The following is a 16,918-nucleotide window of genomic DNA, read 5'->3' as shown; positions in this document are numbered from 1 at the left end:
TGAGAATTTCAAGGGTTTTGCCGAGAAGATACATTTGTTTCATTTCAACAATCGATATTTTATCACATTAATCCCGTTCTCGTTAAATACATCTTAGCTTCTTTCAGCATTCCATTCCGTAACATATGTCACGATCGGCGCAGCCGACTTGTTCAAGCGGAAAGCCTTTTTACGCATACGGAGCGGAGCGTTCAACTTGCAAGCGCGAGAGGGAATATGTTACTTTTGATTTCAAAGAGAAATCGGGCATCGTAACGAAAGCCCTGAGTGGAGGTTTTTGGCATGGAAGTTTTGAAGCAGCGCATTCTGCAGGAAGCCAGCGTTTTGTCCGATCAGTTGCTCAGGCTTGATTCGATTCTGAACCATCAGGTGGATCCGCAGTTGATCATGCAGATGGGCGAAGAATTCGCTCGGCGCTATGCTGACGAAAAGGTAACCAAAGTGCTGACGATGGAGTCCTCGGGGATCAGTCCTGCATTTGCCACTGCCCTTGAGCTTGGGGTACCGCTGGTTTTTGCGCGGAGAAAACGGACCATCCCCACGGATACGGATGAATACTCCGAACGGGTTCCGTCATTCACCAAAGGAATTGTAACGGATATTGTGGTTGCACGCCGGTTTTTAAAGCCGGAGGACCGCATTCTGATTATCGATGACATTATTGCCAACGGGGACGCCGCCAGAGGCTTGATCCGAATTGTCGAAAAATCAGGCGCTTCGCTTGCCGGGTTGGGCATTGCTGTTGAAAAATCGTTCCAATCGGGCGGCCGGTCAATCAGGGAGCGCGGGATCCGCGTGGAAGCCTTGGTTCAAATCCGTTCGCTGGATCAAGGGAAAATTCAATTTGAATAACGCGAATTGAAACATTTTCATGCCCTCAATGCCTTCCATCCAACTGTTTTTTCATTTATAATGATTGTTAAGTAACGGAGAGGAGGCAAAAGCATGGGGAACGGGCAGTTGTCGGAAGGCTTTCTCATGGAGAAGCTGGCTGACGCCAAAACTCATTTCGAACGTGCGCTCGACTGCAAGCATACAGAATTCGACGACCTTTACCCGTACATGATCGAACATCCTCAATTTTTCTGGTACAAACGTTATGTTGCTTGGTCGGAACTTCTGACGATTGTCAAACTCTGCGAGGAGCTGTCCATTGACTGGAAGAGCCAATTCTCAAAGCAGCAGGTGGAGTACATCGGCAATCGGGTTATGTCCAGTAAGGTTTTGGATGAGTGGTATGAAACGAACGATTCCAAAGAACACGTAGGTTAATGTCATTCGTGCAGTGATACAGTTAAAAGGTAAAACGAGTTGGACCTGAATGCGAAGCCGTTCGGGTCTTTTTTTGACCGCTGAAGACAATTCTTTGTGCTTAATTTTCCGACGATTTGCTATAATTAAGGATAAATAAGCGTATCCTGTGAGGTGGAATGCAGTTGATTTCCGAGCAAGAGCTGGACAAATACCGTATGGACGGAACGCTCCTTCGGGTTATTCGCGATGCCGACATCGGCAACGATGTCAAAGGTTACTTGGTGGCCTGGGATGAAAAGAGCGTCCTGATTCGCAAAGCTAACCGGAAGGTCGTCCAATTGTCGAGGGAATATACGTTTCAGCCGTTTGAAATGGAAAGGCCGAGGAATTAATCGGGGGATTATCGTATTTTTAGAAAATATTGACACCTGTGAAACGCTTCAGTACAATGGCTTTGATAGAATTTAGGCGGGAGTTGTTTGGCATGGATTTGAAAGAAGAGCAAGGCAGATATTTCAAAGCGTTATCCGACCCTTTTCGCTTGAAAATCATCGAATTGCTCCCCAAAAACAAGCGCATCGAGGATATGTTCAACGTCAACGAATTGGTGGAGGAGCTGGGGGGATCCCAGCCGAATATGTCACACCATCTGGGAGTTTTAAAGAGCGCGGGTATACTCAAATATGAGAAGATCTGCAACAGCACTTATTTTTATGTGGATACCGAAAGGTGCAAAGGAGTCATGGAACAGTTCATCAAGCATTATTTGACCAAAACATCATGACCTTATTGGCCCCATTTTCTGGAATAGGCTTTATTGATTGCAAGAACCGTCAAACCGATGATGATCAATCCGATCAGCGGTGAAATCGCGAGTATGCCTGCCAAAAGAAACTCTCCCCTCTTGTTCCCGTTGTGATTTGATTTGCTTAATACTATAAGCCCTTTCCGTGCTTGTGACAACGTACCGCTCTGATCGAATCAATTTCCGGAATCCCTTAAGGAATGAGAATATGCAGACATTGTTGAAGCAGGCTTTTGTCGTCCTCTTAAAGCTCATCCTGATTTTTGTGCTGATTGTGCTTGTTTCGCTGATTCTGGCGGTCCTCCTTCTGGCGGTTTATTTCTCCTCCGGCAGAGCGGTTGGTTGGGAGCGATTATTCGGCGATCCGCGTTTTGTTGACGCCATGCTGCTGGCCCAGATGGCAGCGTTTGTGATCTCGACTTTCGTCATGCATGCTTGGTTCGAACGAAAAAAATGGCCGCTCGGCTGGAAGCGTGAAGACTCCCTTCCCGATACCTTCAAGGGCATGCTGATGGGCATTGTGCTGATGACCGCCTCCTCGCTGTTGATCGTTTTGTTTGGCGGAGTTACGGTGACGGGTTGGGCGATCGATATGGAAACAGCCTTCTCTTTGCTTAAAGGAGCGGTTCTTTTTCTGCTGGTTGCTCTGAACGAAGAATTGTTCTCGCGGGGCTACGTCCAAGGATTGTTCAGATATCATTTTGGATCTGCCCCAGGGATTGCCGCCGCTTCTTTATTGTTTGCGCTGCTGCACTTCTTTAACCCGGGAGTCGTTGAAAATGCGGTCCCGATGGTCAATCTGGCGTTGGCCGGAATTTTATTGGGGCTGAGCAGGGAAATGTCGGGAGGACTTTGGATGCCGGTGGGCATTCATTTGACTTGGAATTATTTTCAGGGAAATATTTTTGGTTTTCCGGTTTCCGGAGTCGATGTCAAATCGCTCTTCCTGATCGAACAGTCCGGCCATCCGCTCATTTCGGGCGGAGCTTTCGGGGCGGAGGGCAGCGTGGTAACCTCATTCGTGCTGTCTGCAGGGATCCTTTGGATCATATGGCGGCACCGAAAATTCCCCGGGAAAGGCAGCTGGAAAAAGACGCAATTAAAAGAAAATTTCACTGCTCGTTGACTTACGTTTCGGCATGTGATATTATAGCTTTCGTCGGTTGCGAGATGCGCATAAGCATAAGAGGATGCGCCGGGTACAGACAAATTGAATCCGCATAGTCATGCGGGATAACATGCGGTCGTGGCGGAATTGGCAGACGCGCTAGATTCAGGTTCTAGTGGTGTAACAACCGTGGAGGTTCGAGTCCTCTCGACCGCACCAATCATCATTCGCGGATTAAATCCAATCTCAATGATGGATTACATACGACTTGCGAGCACTCCGATGAGGGGTGCTTTGTTGTAATAAAGGCCATGGAACGGAGCTTCGGACAATCCGGCTTTCGTGGCGATGAAGGGAGCTTTTGGTACGATGGTGAACTACAAGCTGGCGATCGCGGAACATCTGCAGTCTCAAATGGAAGGTGTCGACGCAGCGCAAATTGCGGACTTGCTGGAATACCCGCCCAATCCGGCCATGGGCGATTTGTCGCTGCCCTGCTTCCGTTTAAGCAAGCTGCTGAGGAAACCGCCGAACGCCATAGCGGATCGGCTGAAGGAGAATTTCGGCTCCCATCCGGCTGTTGAAAAAGTGGAATCGGCTTCGGGCTATGTGAATTTTTATCTTGACCGGACCCGTTTGGCGCACGATATGCTGGATGCGGTGCTGCAGGCGGAAGCGCCCTTCGGCTCGCAAAATATCGGACAAGGACGAAACATCGTCATCGATTTCTCCTCGCCGAATATCGCCAAGCCCTTTCATGTCGGTCATTTGCGCTCTACGGTCATCGGCAAGGCGATCTACAATATTTATGAGTTTATGGGCTACCACTGCATCGGCGTGAATCATCTGGGCGATTGGGGAACCCAGTTCGGCAAATTGATTGTCGCATACCAGCAGTGGGGCGACAAAAGCAAGGTGGAAGCAGACGGAATAGACGAACTGCTCCGCTTATACGTGAAGTTTCACGACGAAGCGGACCATCGTCCCGGGCTTGAGGATGAAGCCAGAGCCTGGTTTGTCCGCCTTGAGCGCGGCGATGAAGAAGCGCTGGCTTTGTGGGAGTGGTTCAAGGAGATCAGCTTGAACGATTTTAACCGGATTTATGAGCTTCTGGGCGTCAGCTTCGATTCCTACGCCGGAGAGAGCTTCTACAACGATAAAATGGACGCCGTAGTTCAAGAGCTGAAGGATAAAGAACTGTTGGAGGAAGATGAAGGCGCAATGCTTGTGCGGTTGGACGAATACGGAATGCCGCCCGCGCTCATCCTCAAAAAAGACGGCAGCTCGCTGTACCACACGCGCGACATCACCGCCGCCATCTACCGGAAGAACACTTATGATTTCGAAAAGGCGATCTATGTAACGGGGTCGGCGCAAAGCCTGCATTTTCAGCAGTGGTTTAAAATCATTGAAATGATGGGCTACGATTGGGCCAAGGATTTGGTTCACGTGCCTTTCGGGCAGGTCAGCCTCGAAGGGGCCAAGCTCTCCACGCGCAAAGGCAACGTGATCATGCTGGAGGAGCTGCTTCGCCAAGCGATCGGCAAAACGAAGGCGATCATTGAAAGCAAAAATCCGGATTTGGAGAATAAAGATGAAGTGGCCAGAATGGTTGGTGTCGGGGCGATTGTTTTCAACGACCTCAGCACAAACCGGATCAAGGATATCGTCTTCTCCTGGGACGAAGTGCTGAACTTTGACGGGGAAACCGGTCCATATGTCCAGTATACCTATGCCAGGGGCTGCAGCTTGATGAGAAAGGCCGGCGAGGCCGACGGTGCGGTCGACCCGGCTTTGGTGGACGCGAGTTTGCTGGTCAATGAGGAAGCGCAGAATGTCCTGAAGCAGCTGTACCTGTTTCCGGAAAAGGTTGAGCAGGCGATGCACAAGCTGGAGCCCTCGCTCATCAGCCGCTATTTGGTGGATCTTGCACAGAGCTTCAACCGCTTTTACCACAATTGTCCGATTCTCGTCGAGGATCAGGCGCTGCGGGCCGCCCGGCTGGCTCTGGTGGAAAGCGTCAGAGCCGTGCTGAGAACCGGCATGAATCTAATCGGTTTGGAGGCTCCGGAGAAGATTTAGCGATCCCAACAACTTACGGCTGTCTGCCGGCAGCCGCCCTCCGTGGTTAAAAATCGAACAAAAGGGAAACAATACGGATAAAACAATACCGCACTAAAGTCTGTCCGATGATTAGATGACTATAGGATATTTTATAATTGGTGAAAATTCATTTGTTGCTGAAAGCGGAGCATGAGAAGATGCCGGATAAGCGACTTTGGCTTTGAGTTTCAACCATCCATAAGCAATATTCGTAAGAAACTCAAAACAACGGAGCTTGGAGGCACTTCCCATGCGCAGATAAAGCATCAATCGAATACAATTATGTGTAATATCTGCATTTAACTTCGTCGGACGGACCCACGGATAATTGCGGAAAGGAGTTTCCCTCATATGGCGGTTAAAGGCGACGAATTGGCGCAATATATTGTGGAGCGCGTGATGACGTATTTCGAAACCCCGCGGGAAGAACGACAAAGGCTCAAAAAAGACAAGCGGGAGCATAGGGAGCCGCGGCTGACGCTTTGGTTCGGAATGCTTCCCCTCTCTTTGCAAATATGGTTCAGCCGCAAAAACGGAAAAAGAAACACCCCCACATGAATCAATCATGGGGGGTGTTTCATCTATATGAAAGGAAGGCCGATCATTCCATCAGGGAGAGCGATGTCAGGGTCTTTGAAAAAACGCTCCCCATCTTGCGACGGAATGAAACGGAATGAAACGGGCCCCTTCCTGTTCCAATTGGACGTAGGGTTCTCCTTCGTTCCATTGATGATAACCGGTGACGGCAAACGGGATCAGAATGTGTTTTCCGAAAATTTCCGCGGCAAACGTAATCTTCTCCTGCTGATCCAGCTTTTGCTTTAAATTGTTCCAATCCCGCAAATTCATCGGTTTGCCTTTGACCCAGTTCAATAATGTATAAGGATCAAATGAGGGCAGTGTCATGCTTTCGGCTATGCTTCCCTGCTGAGGGGAATATGTCAGTGCGGGAATTTCCGCGGATGATGCTTTCACCTCTGTCTCCGATAACGGATAAATTTCCCCGGTTTTGGCATCCAAATAAGTTTCAGGGCTGTTCGTGATATCGTTTCCGACGGAAACCAGCCATACGGCGTGCAGCGGATTAAGATAAATCCTTGATTTTCGCGTTTCGTTGTCCGAAGCAAATTGCTTCAAGGTCATGCTTGCGGGAATCAATTGCCGTTCCTGCAAGGATGTATACAGTGTAGACATGCTGAATAACGGATATTCCCCGACGCCGTATTCAGCCAAAGCCAAGCCTTCTCCGCTTTGAGAAGCTGCAACCACCAGATAGCCCACATCTTTGCCGTTTTTGCTGAGGATGACGACCCATCCGTGGTTTCCGGGTCCAAGCGGGTAACGGGTCCACTGGGCATTCCTCCACGCGCTGAATTCAGCTTGACTCGCAAGGGTGCTGATCCACAGATTTACTTTTTGGTCGAAACGGTCGGTTTGGGATGCCAGAGGCTTTGGCGTTGAAAGGCTTTTGCCTGCATCAGAAGTGTCCGCTGTTTGCGGCTTGCTCCGCGGAAGCATCGCGCCGGTTTGGGCAGCAGTCGGGATGGGTTCGGAGCCTCCTTGCGGAAGGTCCGCTTCCGCTGTTTTTACGGTTTCCGCTGATTTGAGAGTGTCCGATTGTGCGTCCGCATAGACTTGTCCCGAGCCCGAAACGGCGGCTGTATGAGAGCGGGCAGCAAAATCGAAGCGCAGAAGCGGCATTCCGCTCGAAATCAGCAGAAAGGAAATCAAGTACAATATCCGTTTACGAAACATAGATTGTTCTCCTTTATCCATATGCACATATTGTAAGGAATATGACTGAAAAAGTTTGTTGGAATCTGTCCTCAAGACCGCAATATTTTACGTCTCCATCTGCCTTGTTTCTCAGTTTTCGTCAATGCTCGTGAAACGTTTCGCGAGTCAAATGAAAAAGTCCGCAATTGATGGCGGAAATTTGGATTCTCGGTAGATACTGCCGCTCCAATTCCTGCTTTCGATTTTCATACTGCAGCCGGATTTCTTCCTTAATTTCCGGTTCGGCCGATTCCAGCAAGTCTCCGTAATAGGTTTGGATACGGGAGATTTCCTCATTCATCCGTTCATTCGCTTCTTTGGCCCAAGTATAATCATAGCCGCTCAATTTTTTCTCCAGGAGATTCTCCAGCATCGAAAGTGCGGTTTGCAGGGAGATGGTTTCGCGCACATGCGTGTTGGCGGGCAGTCGGGGGGTCAGCTGTTTGCGGCTGATGTTCTCCATAAAATTCTCGGCGACTTCCCCGGTCGACAGATTGATGCCCAGCGAATGCAGCTCATCGCGCTTCATATCGCAGATCAGCTCGACTTTGTAATTGACGCAAAACCAAGAAGAATAGCCGGAGAGAAAAGCACCGGGAATTTGAGGCTGCCCGGGTTCTTCATACAAATGGACGAATCTTCCTTTTTTGCGGCACGATTGAAAAATTTGATCAAGCCGGCGGCTGCCGTAGGTTAACGGTTCTTCCAGAATGCGCTGTGAAGCCGGGGCAACGCCGAAATACCGTCCGAGAATCGAGTCCGCAACGGGCGGGTTGGCGCCTTTCGGGGCAGCCGGGCTGCTCGGTCCGGAGGTTTGCGAGCCTGCGCGTCCGCCGGATTTTGCGGATTTCGCAGCAGATTCGGCCGGCTCCTGAGGATTTCCGAAGGTGAACGTGAATTTCATTGTTTCCGGAGCGGCACCTGTGCGTTCCACAAAGCTCCAGTAGTACGAGCGGTTCGTCAAATCCCGGTCCGCATCCGGAGAAAGCTGGACGGTCACGCGTTGCGGGTTCTTCTCGATCACTTGGCAGCGGGTCGCTTCAAGATAGCGCAGAACGAAATTTCGCACATGTTCTTCTTTCATGGCTTGGAGAACAACTCCTCTCATCGGGGTGACCGTTGTGTGCGCGCTAAGGACGATCCGCTTTCGGAAAGCCGCATGACGGCGGCCCCGATGTCCCGATCCGCCCCTTTTGTTTCGATTTCCACTTGTTTGCGGATTTGATTGAAAGATTGTCCAAGCTGATCGAATCTGCTGCGGATCTCCTCGTCGCTTCCCGATTCCAGTATGATTTTGTAGATGCTCGATTCCAGTGTGCTTTCTTGTTCATACCGTTCGAGTATAATATCCAGTCCGCCGATCACCATTTCAAACAAGTTGATTTTTTCATGCAGCAGCCGCAGAATGTGCTCCTCGATCGTTCCGAGCGTGAACAAATTGAAGATTTGCACGTCCTCCGTCTGGCCGAGCCGGTGAATTCTGCCGATTCTCTGTTCGACCCGCATCGGATTCCAGGGAAGATCGAAGTTGATGATGTGATGGCAGAACTGCAAATTGATGCCTTCGCCGCCGGCCTCTGTGGCGACCATGACCTGCGCGCGGTTGCGGAACAGGTCCATCATCCAATCTTTTTTGCCACGGTTCATTCCGCCGCGGTAGGGAACGGCGATCATTTGGTGCTCCTTGAGGAAATTCAGCAAATATTCCTGTGTCGCCCGGTACTCCGTAAAAACGATCGTTTTGTCGCCCAATTCGCGGATCAGCTCCAGCGTTTTATCCGCTTTGGTGTTGGATCCGATCCGCTTGATGGCATCGACCAGCTTCCAAATAATTTCCCGCAAGGGGGAATCCTGCGGCGTTTTTTTGAACAGATTGACCAGCGTGACGAACACGGCGTCCCTGCTGCTGCACACTTCCCTTTGAAGGGTGACCAGCGACAGAACGGTGCCGATGTCCCGCCCCGAATCCTCATACCGCTTTCTGACAAAGCCGGTGACGGATTCATAGAGTTCTTGCTCCTCAGCAGATAAGCGAAGCGGAATATTTTTGACATGGCGCTTGGTAAAATGAATGCCGCCGTCGCCGCGCCGGTTGCGGATCATCACTTTGGACAGCTCCTGCTGCAGAACGGTTTCGTTCTTGGGGATTCTCTTATCGACGACAAAATCGGCCTGGAATTTGCCTTGGCCGCCCAACTGCCCCGGCTTCAGCATGGTGATCAGGTTGTAGAGCTCGCCCATATCGTTTTGCACAGGTGTGGCGGTCAACAGCAGGCAGTATTTTTTACTGATTTCATTGACGAACTTGTAATTGGTCGTTTTATTGTTTTTCAGCTTATGCGCTTCGTCGACGATCAGCATATCATAATCCATGGAGAGGATCGTTTCCCGATGGGGATCCCGTTTGGCTGTGTCCATTGAAGCGACAACGATGTCAAATTGCGTCCACATATAATCCTTTTTTTGGGCGACGGCGGGAATCCCGAATTTTTGGTTCAATTCTCTGACCCACTGCAGCACCAGGGAGGCGGGTACGAGAATCAGCGTTTTTTTCACAAGCCCGCGTATGATGTATTCTTTCAAGATCAGCCCGGCCTCGATCGTTTTGCCGAGTCCGACCTCGTCAGCGAGAATCGCTCTGCCCCTCATCACGGTGAGCACTTTTTTGGCGGTCTCGATTTGATGGGGCATTGGCTCAAGCTTCGTCAGATGGGACAGACACTGCAGCTCGTCAAAGCCGGAGATGAGCCCGGCCTGCTCGGCTTCCAACGCCAGCCGGAACATCTGCCAGTCATCCCAAGGGCCGTTCTGTTCGACGCGTGACTGAAATTCATCAAACCACGTCCGGTCAAAGTGAAGCTGCACGTGTTCGTTGATCGGCCGTATACTGTCCAGCAGGGCAATTTTGCGCATGTCGGGCCTCCGGAAGTGTATTTTCAAGTTAGTATTGACCGTTTGAACGGCCTTCATAACTTTTAAGTTTTCAATTGCCAATCGCTCTGTTATAATAAAGCTCAATGTTAAAATATGGCGAATGAAGGTACAGGGAGAGACTGCTTGCCAAGAGCGGCGCCGAAGGAGTAACCCGCTGCATCCCGAATCCGGGACCGGAGAATCTCTCAGGCAAAAGGACCTGTATCGGACGCAACTCTGGAGAGCGCCTGACATTCCGAGTGGATTCAGGCCACCCAAGGGGAAACTGGCCGCGGTACGGCTGATCCGATTCGGCCGCCGCATTTCCAGGTAACTCTCAGGTACAAGGACAGAGCAAAACGATGCTTGAACGAAAAAGGACGCTTACGCGCTGGTGTCGAGCGCTGAGCGGCTGCTCCCGATGCAGGGGGCACAATCCTTTTTCGCGGGAACGAATGAATATACGCAGGCTGATATGCCCGCCTTGGGCGCGCACTGCCGGCGCTGTTCAGTAAAACTCGTTCCGGGATACCGCATCCTTTTGCTGTGTCCTTTTTGCGTTTGAAATGATTTTTTTGGCGATGGGGAAAAGTAACGGTAAAGAAACGGGAACCGCCTGCCGCAAGCCGCGGTCCGAGAGAGGTGAAGTGGTTGAACGCGATGAAGAGAACGCCCCTGTATCCGGTATATGTGAAGCATGGGGCGAAAACGATTGATTTCGGCGGGTGGGAGCTGCCTGTCCAGTTTGCCGGAATTCAAAAGGAGCATGAAGCCGTCAGGACGAAAGCGGGGCTGTTCGATGTCTCCCACATGGGCGAAATCCGCGTGACCGGCAGCGATTCGTTCGCTTTTTTGCAGCATTTGCTGAGCAACGACCTGTCGAAGCTGCAGCCCTATCAGGCCCAATATACGCTGATGTGCTATCCCGACGGTGGGGTTGTGGATGATCTGCTCGTATATAAATATGCGGACGATCATTACATGCTGGTGGTGAATGCGTCGAATACGTCCAAGGATTTCGACTGGCTGCAGAAGCATGCGGAAGGGGATGTTCGGCTTGAGGATATTTCCGAGCGGACGGCTTTGATCGCGCTGCAGGGGCCTGCCGCGTTGACGATTATGAAGAAGCTGACGGAAGCTCCGCTGGAGGAGCTGCGGCCCTTCCGGTTTGTGCCCGAGGCGCAAGCAGGCGGCCATACGGTGATGATTTCAAGAACGGGCTATACGGGCGAGGACGGCTTTGAAATTTATCTGCCTGCGGAGGATGCGCCTGAGTTGTGGGAAAAACTGCTGGAGAAAGGCGGCGAGGACGGATTGCTGCCGGCGGGATTGGGGGCGCGGGACACGCTGCGGTTCGAAGCGGCCCTTCCGCTGTACGGGCAGGAGCTTTCCTCCGGGATCTCTCCGCTGGAAGCCGGACTCGGGATGTTCGTCAAGCTGGACAAAGGCGATTTCATCGGCCGCGAGGCGCTGGCCGAGCAGAAGCGGCACGGCACGCGCAGAAGGCTGGTCGGCATTGAGATGATCGAGCGGGGCATTCCGCGTTCCCATTACCCGGTTTTTGCGGGCGACCGGCAGATCGGCGAGGTGACCACCGGAACGCAGTCTCCGACGTTCAAGACGAATATCGGTCTGGCGCTGATCGATACTGCCTATGCCTCGGCGGGTACGGAAGTGGCGGTGGAGATCCGCGGCAAAAAGCTGAAAGCCAAAGTTGTGGCAACGCCGTTCTACCGCAGGGAAAAACGATGACGGCGGGTTGAGCTCAATGCGTGAGTCGGATAGTTGTTAAATGCAAGGCGGCAATTCTTATTTGGCAATTCTTATTTGGCAATTCTTATTTGGCAATTCTTATATATGGAGAGGGGTTTACTCATGAAGACGCCCATGAAGCATCGATATTTGCCGATGACTGAACAAGATCGTGCGGAAATGCTGAAGACCATCGGGATTTCTTCCGTTGACGAGCTGTTTGCCGATATTCCGGAAAGCGTGAAGCTGCAGCGCCCGCTGCAGGTATCAGCAGCCATGAGCGAGCCGGCGCTCATCCGATACATGAAGCGGCTGGCCTCGCGCAATGCGGATATGGAGCAGTATGCCTGCTTTCTGGGAGCGGGTATCTACGATCACCATATTCCGGTCGTGATCAACCACATGCTTTCACGTTCGGAATTTTATACCGCGTATACGCCGTATCAGCCGGAGATCAGCCAGGGCGAGCTGCAGGCGATCTTTGAGTTTCAGTCGTACATATGCGAGCTGACGGGAATGGCCGTCGCCAACGCATCGATGTATGACGGGGCGACCGCATTGGCCGAAGCGGGAGCGCTGGCGGCCTCCGCAACCAAACGCAGCCAGCTGATCGTGTCGACGGGAGTTCATCCCGAGGCCCGGGAAATTCTCCGCACCTCGGCCAGGGGACTCGGTCTTGAGGTGGTTGAAGTCGGATGCCGGGACGGCGTGACCGATCTCGATGAGCTGGCTTCGCGGATTTCCGGGGATACGGCTGGTGTGCTGATCCAGTCGCCGAATTTCTTCGGCTGCATCGAGGATATCGCTGCCGTGGAGCCGCTGATTCACTCGGCGGAGGGGCTGCTTGTGGTCAGCAGCAATCCGCTGGCGCTGGGGTTGATCGAGGCGCCCGGCCATTTGGGGGCCGACATCGTGGTCGGCGACGCCCAGCCGCTCGGCATCGCCTCGGCGCTCGGCGGACCGACCTGCGGCTATTTCGCGGTCGCGGACAAATGGATGCGCCGCATGCCGGGACGGATCGTCGGACAGACGGTCGATGGTGACGGCCGGCGCGGCTTTGTGCTGACGCTGCAGGCCAGGGAGCAGCATATCCGGCGCGAAAAGGCGACGTCCAACATCTGCTCCAACCAGGCGTTGATGGCCTTGAGCGTATCCATCTATCTGTCTTTGATGGGGAAATCAGGGCTGGACGAGGTAGCAAATCTGAACGTGCAGAAAGCGCATTACGCTCATCAGCGGCTGACGGCCATCGAGGGTGTGGAAGACGTATTCGGTAGTCCGTTCTTCAATGAATTCGCCATCAAGCTTCCCGAGGGAGCGGATATCGCCGAATTCAACCGGAGATTGCTGGAGCAAGGCATGATCGGCGGTTATGATTTGGGCCGCATTGATCCGGAGCTGAAGGGGCACATGCTGATTGCCGTGACCGAGCAGCGGACGCGCGAGGAGATCGAGCAATTTGCAGAGGCATTGGAGGGGATGATGCGATGAGCGGAAATAACGGAAATGTATTTAGCGAAAATGATCCTGATAATAAGCTGATCTTCGAGCTGGCCCAATCCGGAAGGGTAGGCTACGCCGTGGATGCGTGCGACGTTCCGGAGCAGGAGCTCGCGCAGCTGATTCCTGAAAAGCTGCTGCGGAAAAATCGGCCCGGGGTGACGGAGGTTTATGAGGTGGATGTGGTGCGCCATTATACCGAGCTGTCCCGGCGGAATTTCGGGGTGGACAACGGATTTTATCCGCTCGGCTCCTGTACGATGAAGTATAATCCGAAAATCAACGAAGACGTGGCGAGACTGCCCGGCTTCGCCAAAATCCATCCCTATCAGCCGGTGGAATCGATCCAGGGCGCTTTGGAGCTGATGTATAAGCTGCAGCAGGATCTGGCTGAAATCACCGGGATGGATCGGATCACCCTCCAGCCTGCCGCGGGCGCACACGGGGAATGGACCGGCCTGATGATGATCCGCGCTTATCATGAAAGCCGCGGCGAGCGCCGGACCAAGGTGATTGTGCCCGATTCGGCGCATGGCACGAACCCGGCCAGCGCGACGGTGGCCGGATTTGAGACGGTCACGATCAAATCGAATGAAAAAGGGCTGGTCGATCTGGAGGCGCTGCGGGCAGCCGTCGGGCCGGACACTGCGGCATTGATGCTGACCAATCCGAATACGCTCGGCCTGTTTGAGGAACAGATCGCGGAAATTGCGGAAATCGTGCATCAGGCCGGGGGATTGCTGTATTACGACGGAGCCAACGCCAACGCGATTTTGGGAATTGCCCGTCCCGGGGACATGGGCTTTGACGTGGTGCATCTGAATCTGCACAAAACGTTCAGCACGCCGCACGGCGGCGGAGGTCCCGGAGCGGGTCCGGTCGGAGTCAAAGAAAAGCTCGCCCCCTTCCTGCCGAAGCCGACCGTTGTTCGCCGGGAGGACGGCAGCTTCGACTTTGATTATGACATTCCGCAGTCGATCGGCCGTATCAAGGCGTACTACGGCAATTTCGGCATCCTGGTCCGCGCTTATACGTACATCCGCACTTACGGCGGCGAAGGGCTGCGCGCCGTGTCCGAAAATGCGGTGCTCAACGCCAACTATATGATGCGAAAGCTTGAGCCCTACTATGATCTGCCGTTCACCCAGCACTGCAAGCACGAATTCGTGCTGTCCGGCAAGCGCCAGAAGAAGCTCGGCGTCCGGACGCTGGACATCGCCAAGCGGCTGCTCGATTTCGGCTTTCACCCGCCGACGATCTATTTCCCGATGATTGTCGAGGAATCGATCATGATCGAGCCGACGGAGACGGAAAGCCGGGAAACGCTCGACCGGTTCATCGACACGATGATCCGGATCGCCAAGGAAGCGGAGGAAGACCCCGAGCTGGTCAAAAACGCCCCCTACACCACCGTGGTCAAACGTCTCGACGAAACGCTGGCCGCCCGCAAGCCGGTGCTCAACTGCAGCTGCGGGGTATATATTGAGTGATTATGGAGGACAATTCGATTAGGTGTTTTCAGCAATTAAAGCATACGCCGCGCATCCCCGTCGGGATGATGCGGTTTTTTATTTGGAACTTTTTACCTTTATTTTAAAAAAGGGGCTGGTTAAGGGGGGCTGGTCTACGATGGAAAAAGCCCCCCCTCCGATATAAGTCCAGAATATGGGAAATAAGAAGAAAAGCCCGGGGAATGCCGGGCCTGCATTTGGATTTATGCATTTTATCTTTGCCATGGATGATCAGTCAAAGGTTGTCGCTTGATCGTCAATCCAAGATTCACGGGTCAAGCATAAATCATCTCAGTCAAATCTTCATGACGCCGCCGGTGCTGGCGGAGGTGACGAGCTTGGAGTAGCGGGCCAGATAGCCGGTCTTGACCTTGGGCTCGTAGCCTTTCCAGTTCTGTCTGCGGCGTTCCATTTCCTCGTCGGAAATTTGCAGTGTGATTGTTCGCTCGTTCAGGTTCAGGTCGATGATATCTCCGTCTTCCACGAAGGCGATCGGTCCGCCTTCCGCGGCTTCCGGCGAGATATGCCCGATGCTGATTCCCCTGGAGGCTCCGGAGAAGCGTCCGTCGGTGATCAGGCCGACCTTGGCGCCGAGGCCCATCCCCACGATCTGGGACGTCGGGGCGAGCATTTCCGGCATGCCCGGTCCGCCCTTCGGTCCCTCATAGCGGATGACGACCACGTGCCCTTCTTTCACTTTGCCGTTGGCGATACCCTCCAGCGCTTCCTCCTGGGAATCGAAGCAGATTGCCGGTCCCGTGTGGTGGCCGCCGACGCTCGGGTCGACCGCGCCGACCTTGATGATTCCGCCGTTCGGCGCCAAATTGCCGAACAGCACCGCCAGTCCGCCTTTGGCGCTGTGCGGATTGTCCAACGGTCGAATCACCTGCTGATTTTTGATTTCGGCGTTTTTCACATTTTCGCGGAGCGTCTTGCCGGTTACGGTGATGCAATCTCCGTGCAGCGCGCCCGGTTTTTTGAACAGCTCGTTGAGGATCGCGCTCACGCCGCCTGCCGTATGCACGTCTTCAATATGATATTCGGAAGCGGGCGCGATCTTGGCCAGATGCGGAACGCGCTCGGCCACTTCGTTAATCCGCCGGATCGGATAATCGATGCCGGCTTCGTGCGCGAGGGCGAGCGTATGAAGCACCGTGTTGGTGGAGCCGCCCATCGCCATGTCCAGCGCGAAGGCGTTGTCGATCGCTTCGGCCGTGACGATATCCCGCGGCTTGATGTCGAGCTCGATGACCTTCATCAGCTGTCTCGCCGATTCCTTGACGAACTCCCTGCGCGCTTCGTCGACGGCGAGAATCGTGCCGTTGCCGGGCAGCGCGAGGCCGAGCCCTTCGGCCAGGCAGTTCATCGAATTGGCCGTAAACATGCCGGAGCAGGAGCCGCAGGTCGGGCAGCCGTACTGCTCAAGCTCGAGCAGGCCCTGCTCGTCGATTTTGCCGGATTGGTAAGCGCCGACGCCTTCGAATACCGACGACAGGGAAATCGAGCGGCCTTGGCTGTCTTTGCCGGCCTTCATCGGACCGCCGCTGACGAAAATCGTCGGGATATTGACGCGCAGCGCGCCCATCATCATGCCCGGGGTGATTTTGTCGCAGTTCGGGATGCAGACCATCCCGTCGAACCAGTGAGCGCTTACGACGGTTTCGATGGAATCGGCGATGATCTCGCGGCTCGGCAGGGAATAGCGCATGCCGATGTGGCCCATGGCGATCCCGTCGTCCACGCCGATCGTGTTGAATTCAAAAGGAACGCCGCCGGCTTCGCGGATCGCTTCCTTGACGAGCTTGCCGAACTCCTGCAGGTGAACGTGTCCCGGAATGATGTCGATGTAGGAGTTGGCGACCGCGATAAACGGCTTGTCGAAATCCTCTTCCTTGACGCCCGCCGCCCGCAGCAGACTGCGGTGGGGAGCGCGGTCAAAGCCCTTTTTGATCATATCGGATCTCATTTTATAGGTGGACATTGTGTTGAACCTCTCCCTCAATAATTAGTTCCATACGCGCAAAAATCCTATTTATACTATAAACCTACATATCTGCTTATTCAACAGTTCCCATCCATTTTCTCGAAAAATGTGACGCTATCCCGCTCGATTTCGGAAGTTAATATATTTTTAAGAATTTCGGTAGCTTCTGATAAGGATTATCCGTTATTCTGGGGGAAGTAAAAAGACGGAAG

14 protein-coding genes, 1 tRNA gene and 2 riboswitches are annotated in these 16,918 nt (G+C 53.2%); of the genes, 11 read left to right on the top strand and 4 right to left on the bottom strand.

Annotation, left to right across the window (positions count from 1 at the left end; translation table 11 throughout):
* The first annotated feature begins 282 nt into the window (after positions 1-282).
* The 8 genes from VF724_RS00760 to VF724_RS00725 all read left to right on the top strand — a co-directional run bounded on the left by VF724_RS00760 (position 283) and on the right by VF724_RS00725 (position 5,828).
* A complete protein-coding gene (locus tag VF724_RS00760; protein WP_371752295.1) occupies positions 283-852 on the top strand; it encodes a xanthine phosphoribosyltransferase in 570 nt (189 codons plus the stop codon).
* A gap of 93 nt (positions 853-945) precedes the next feature.
* Positions 946-1,272 (top strand): hypothetical protein, encoded by a 327-nt coding sequence (locus VF724_RS00755; protein WP_371752294.1) that lies wholly within the window; start codon positions 946-948, stop codon positions 1,270-1,272.
* Positions 1,273-1,436: 164 nt separating this feature from the next.
* Positions 1,437-1,646, top strand: a complete 210-nt coding sequence (locus VF724_RS00750; RefSeq protein WP_371752293.1) for a hypothetical protein — start codon at positions 1,437-1,439, stop codon at positions 1,644-1,646.
* A gap of 92 nt (positions 1,647-1,738) precedes the next feature.
* On the top strand, positions 1,739-2,038 hold the full coding sequence (locus tag VF724_RS00745; RefSeq protein ID WP_371752292.1) for an ArsR/SmtB family transcription factor: 300 nt from the start codon (positions 1,739-1,741) through the stop codon (positions 2,036-2,038).
* A 229-nt stretch (positions 2,039-2,267) separates the two neighbouring features.
* Complete coding sequence (locus VF724_RS00740; RefSeq protein WP_371752291.1) at positions 2,268-3,185, top strand: CPBP family glutamic-type intramembrane protease; 918 nt, start codon at positions 2,268-2,270, stop codon at positions 3,183-3,185.
* 114 nt (positions 3,186-3,299) lie between these two features.
* Positions 3,300-3,386, top strand: a tRNA-Leu gene (locus VF724_RS00735).
* Between the two features lie 153 nt (positions 3,387-3,539).
* On the top strand, positions 3,540-5,249 hold the full coding sequence (gene argS / locus VF724_RS00730) for an arginine--tRNA ligase (protein WP_371752462.1): 1,710 nt from the start codon (positions 3,540-3,542) through the stop codon (positions 5,247-5,249).
* A gap of 372 nt (positions 5,250-5,621) precedes the next feature.
* The gene (locus VF724_RS00725) at positions 5,622-5,828 is read left to right on the top strand and encodes a YqzE family protein (RefSeq protein ID WP_371752290.1); all 207 of its coding nucleotides are present in this window, start codon (positions 5,622-5,624) and stop codon (positions 5,826-5,828) included.
* Between the two features lie 66 nt (positions 5,829-5,894).
* Here VF724_RS00725 and VF724_RS00720 read toward each other — a convergent pair whose 3' ends face one another.
* From VF724_RS00720 to VF724_RS00710, 3 genes are all read right to left on the bottom strand, one after another.
* Positions 5,895-7,025 carry a hypothetical protein gene (locus VF724_RS00720; RefSeq protein ID WP_371752289.1) on the bottom strand — a complete coding sequence of 377 codons (1,131 nt, stop codon included), beginning with the start codon at positions 7,023-7,025 and terminating at the stop codon, positions 5,895-5,897.
* A gap of 121 nt (positions 7,026-7,146) precedes the next feature.
* On the bottom strand, positions 7,147-8,130 hold the full coding sequence (locus VF724_RS00715) for a YqhG family protein (protein WP_371752288.1): 984 nt from the start codon (positions 8,128-8,130) through the stop codon (positions 7,147-7,149).
* A 20-nt stretch (positions 8,131-8,150) separates the two neighbouring features.
* Positions 8,151-9,959, bottom strand: coding sequence for a DEAD/DEAH box helicase (locus VF724_RS00710; protein WP_371752287.1), 1,809 nt, complete (start codon positions 9,957-9,959; stop codon positions 8,151-8,153).
* 121 nt (positions 9,960-10,080) lie between these two features.
* Positions 10,081-10,191, top strand: a riboswitch (glycine riboswitch).
* Between the two features lie 3 nt (positions 10,192-10,194).
* Positions 10,195-10,314: riboswitch (glycine riboswitch) on the top strand.
* Positions 10,315-10,610: 296 nt separating this feature from the next.
* Between VF724_RS00710 and gcvT the strand changes: the two genes are divergently transcribed.
* From gcvT to gcvPB, 3 genes are all read left to right on the top strand, one after another.
* Positions 10,611-11,711, top strand: a complete 1,101-nt coding sequence (gcvT, locus tag VF724_RS00705) for a glycine cleavage system aminomethyltransferase GcvT (protein WP_371752286.1) — start codon at positions 10,611-10,613, stop codon at positions 11,709-11,711.
* Positions 11,712-11,846: 135 nt separating this feature from the next.
* Positions 11,847-13,202: an aminomethyl-transferring glycine dehydrogenase subunit GcvPA gene (gene gcvPA, locus VF724_RS00700; protein ID WP_371752461.1), complete on the top strand. Its 1,356-nt coding sequence runs from the start codon at positions 11,847-11,849 to the stop codon at positions 13,200-13,202.
* On the top strand, positions 13,199-14,701 hold the full coding sequence (gene gcvPB, locus VF724_RS00695; RefSeq protein WP_371752285.1) for an aminomethyl-transferring glycine dehydrogenase subunit GcvPB: 1,503 nt from the start codon (positions 13,199-13,201) through the stop codon (positions 14,699-14,701). The genes gcvPA and gcvPB overlap by 4 nt, the downstream gene beginning before the upstream one ends.
* A 316-nt stretch (positions 14,702-15,017) precedes the next feature.
* Here the strand turns inward: gcvPB and ilvD are convergent, their stop codons facing one another.
* Positions 15,018-16,703, bottom strand: coding sequence for a dihydroxy-acid dehydratase (gene ilvD, locus VF724_RS00690; RefSeq protein ID WP_371752284.1), 1,686 nt, complete (start codon positions 16,701-16,703; stop codon positions 15,018-15,020).
* Positions 16,704-16,918: the final 215 nt, after the last annotated feature.

This window comes from Ferviditalea candida (assembly GCF_035282765.1).
In the GTDB taxonomy this organism is placed as follows: Bacteria; Bacillota; Bacilli; order Paenibacillales; family KCTC-25726; genus Ferviditalea; species Ferviditalea candida.
Note: the sequence above shows the minus strand (reverse complement) of the source record. Positions and strands in the feature narration are given on the sequence as shown.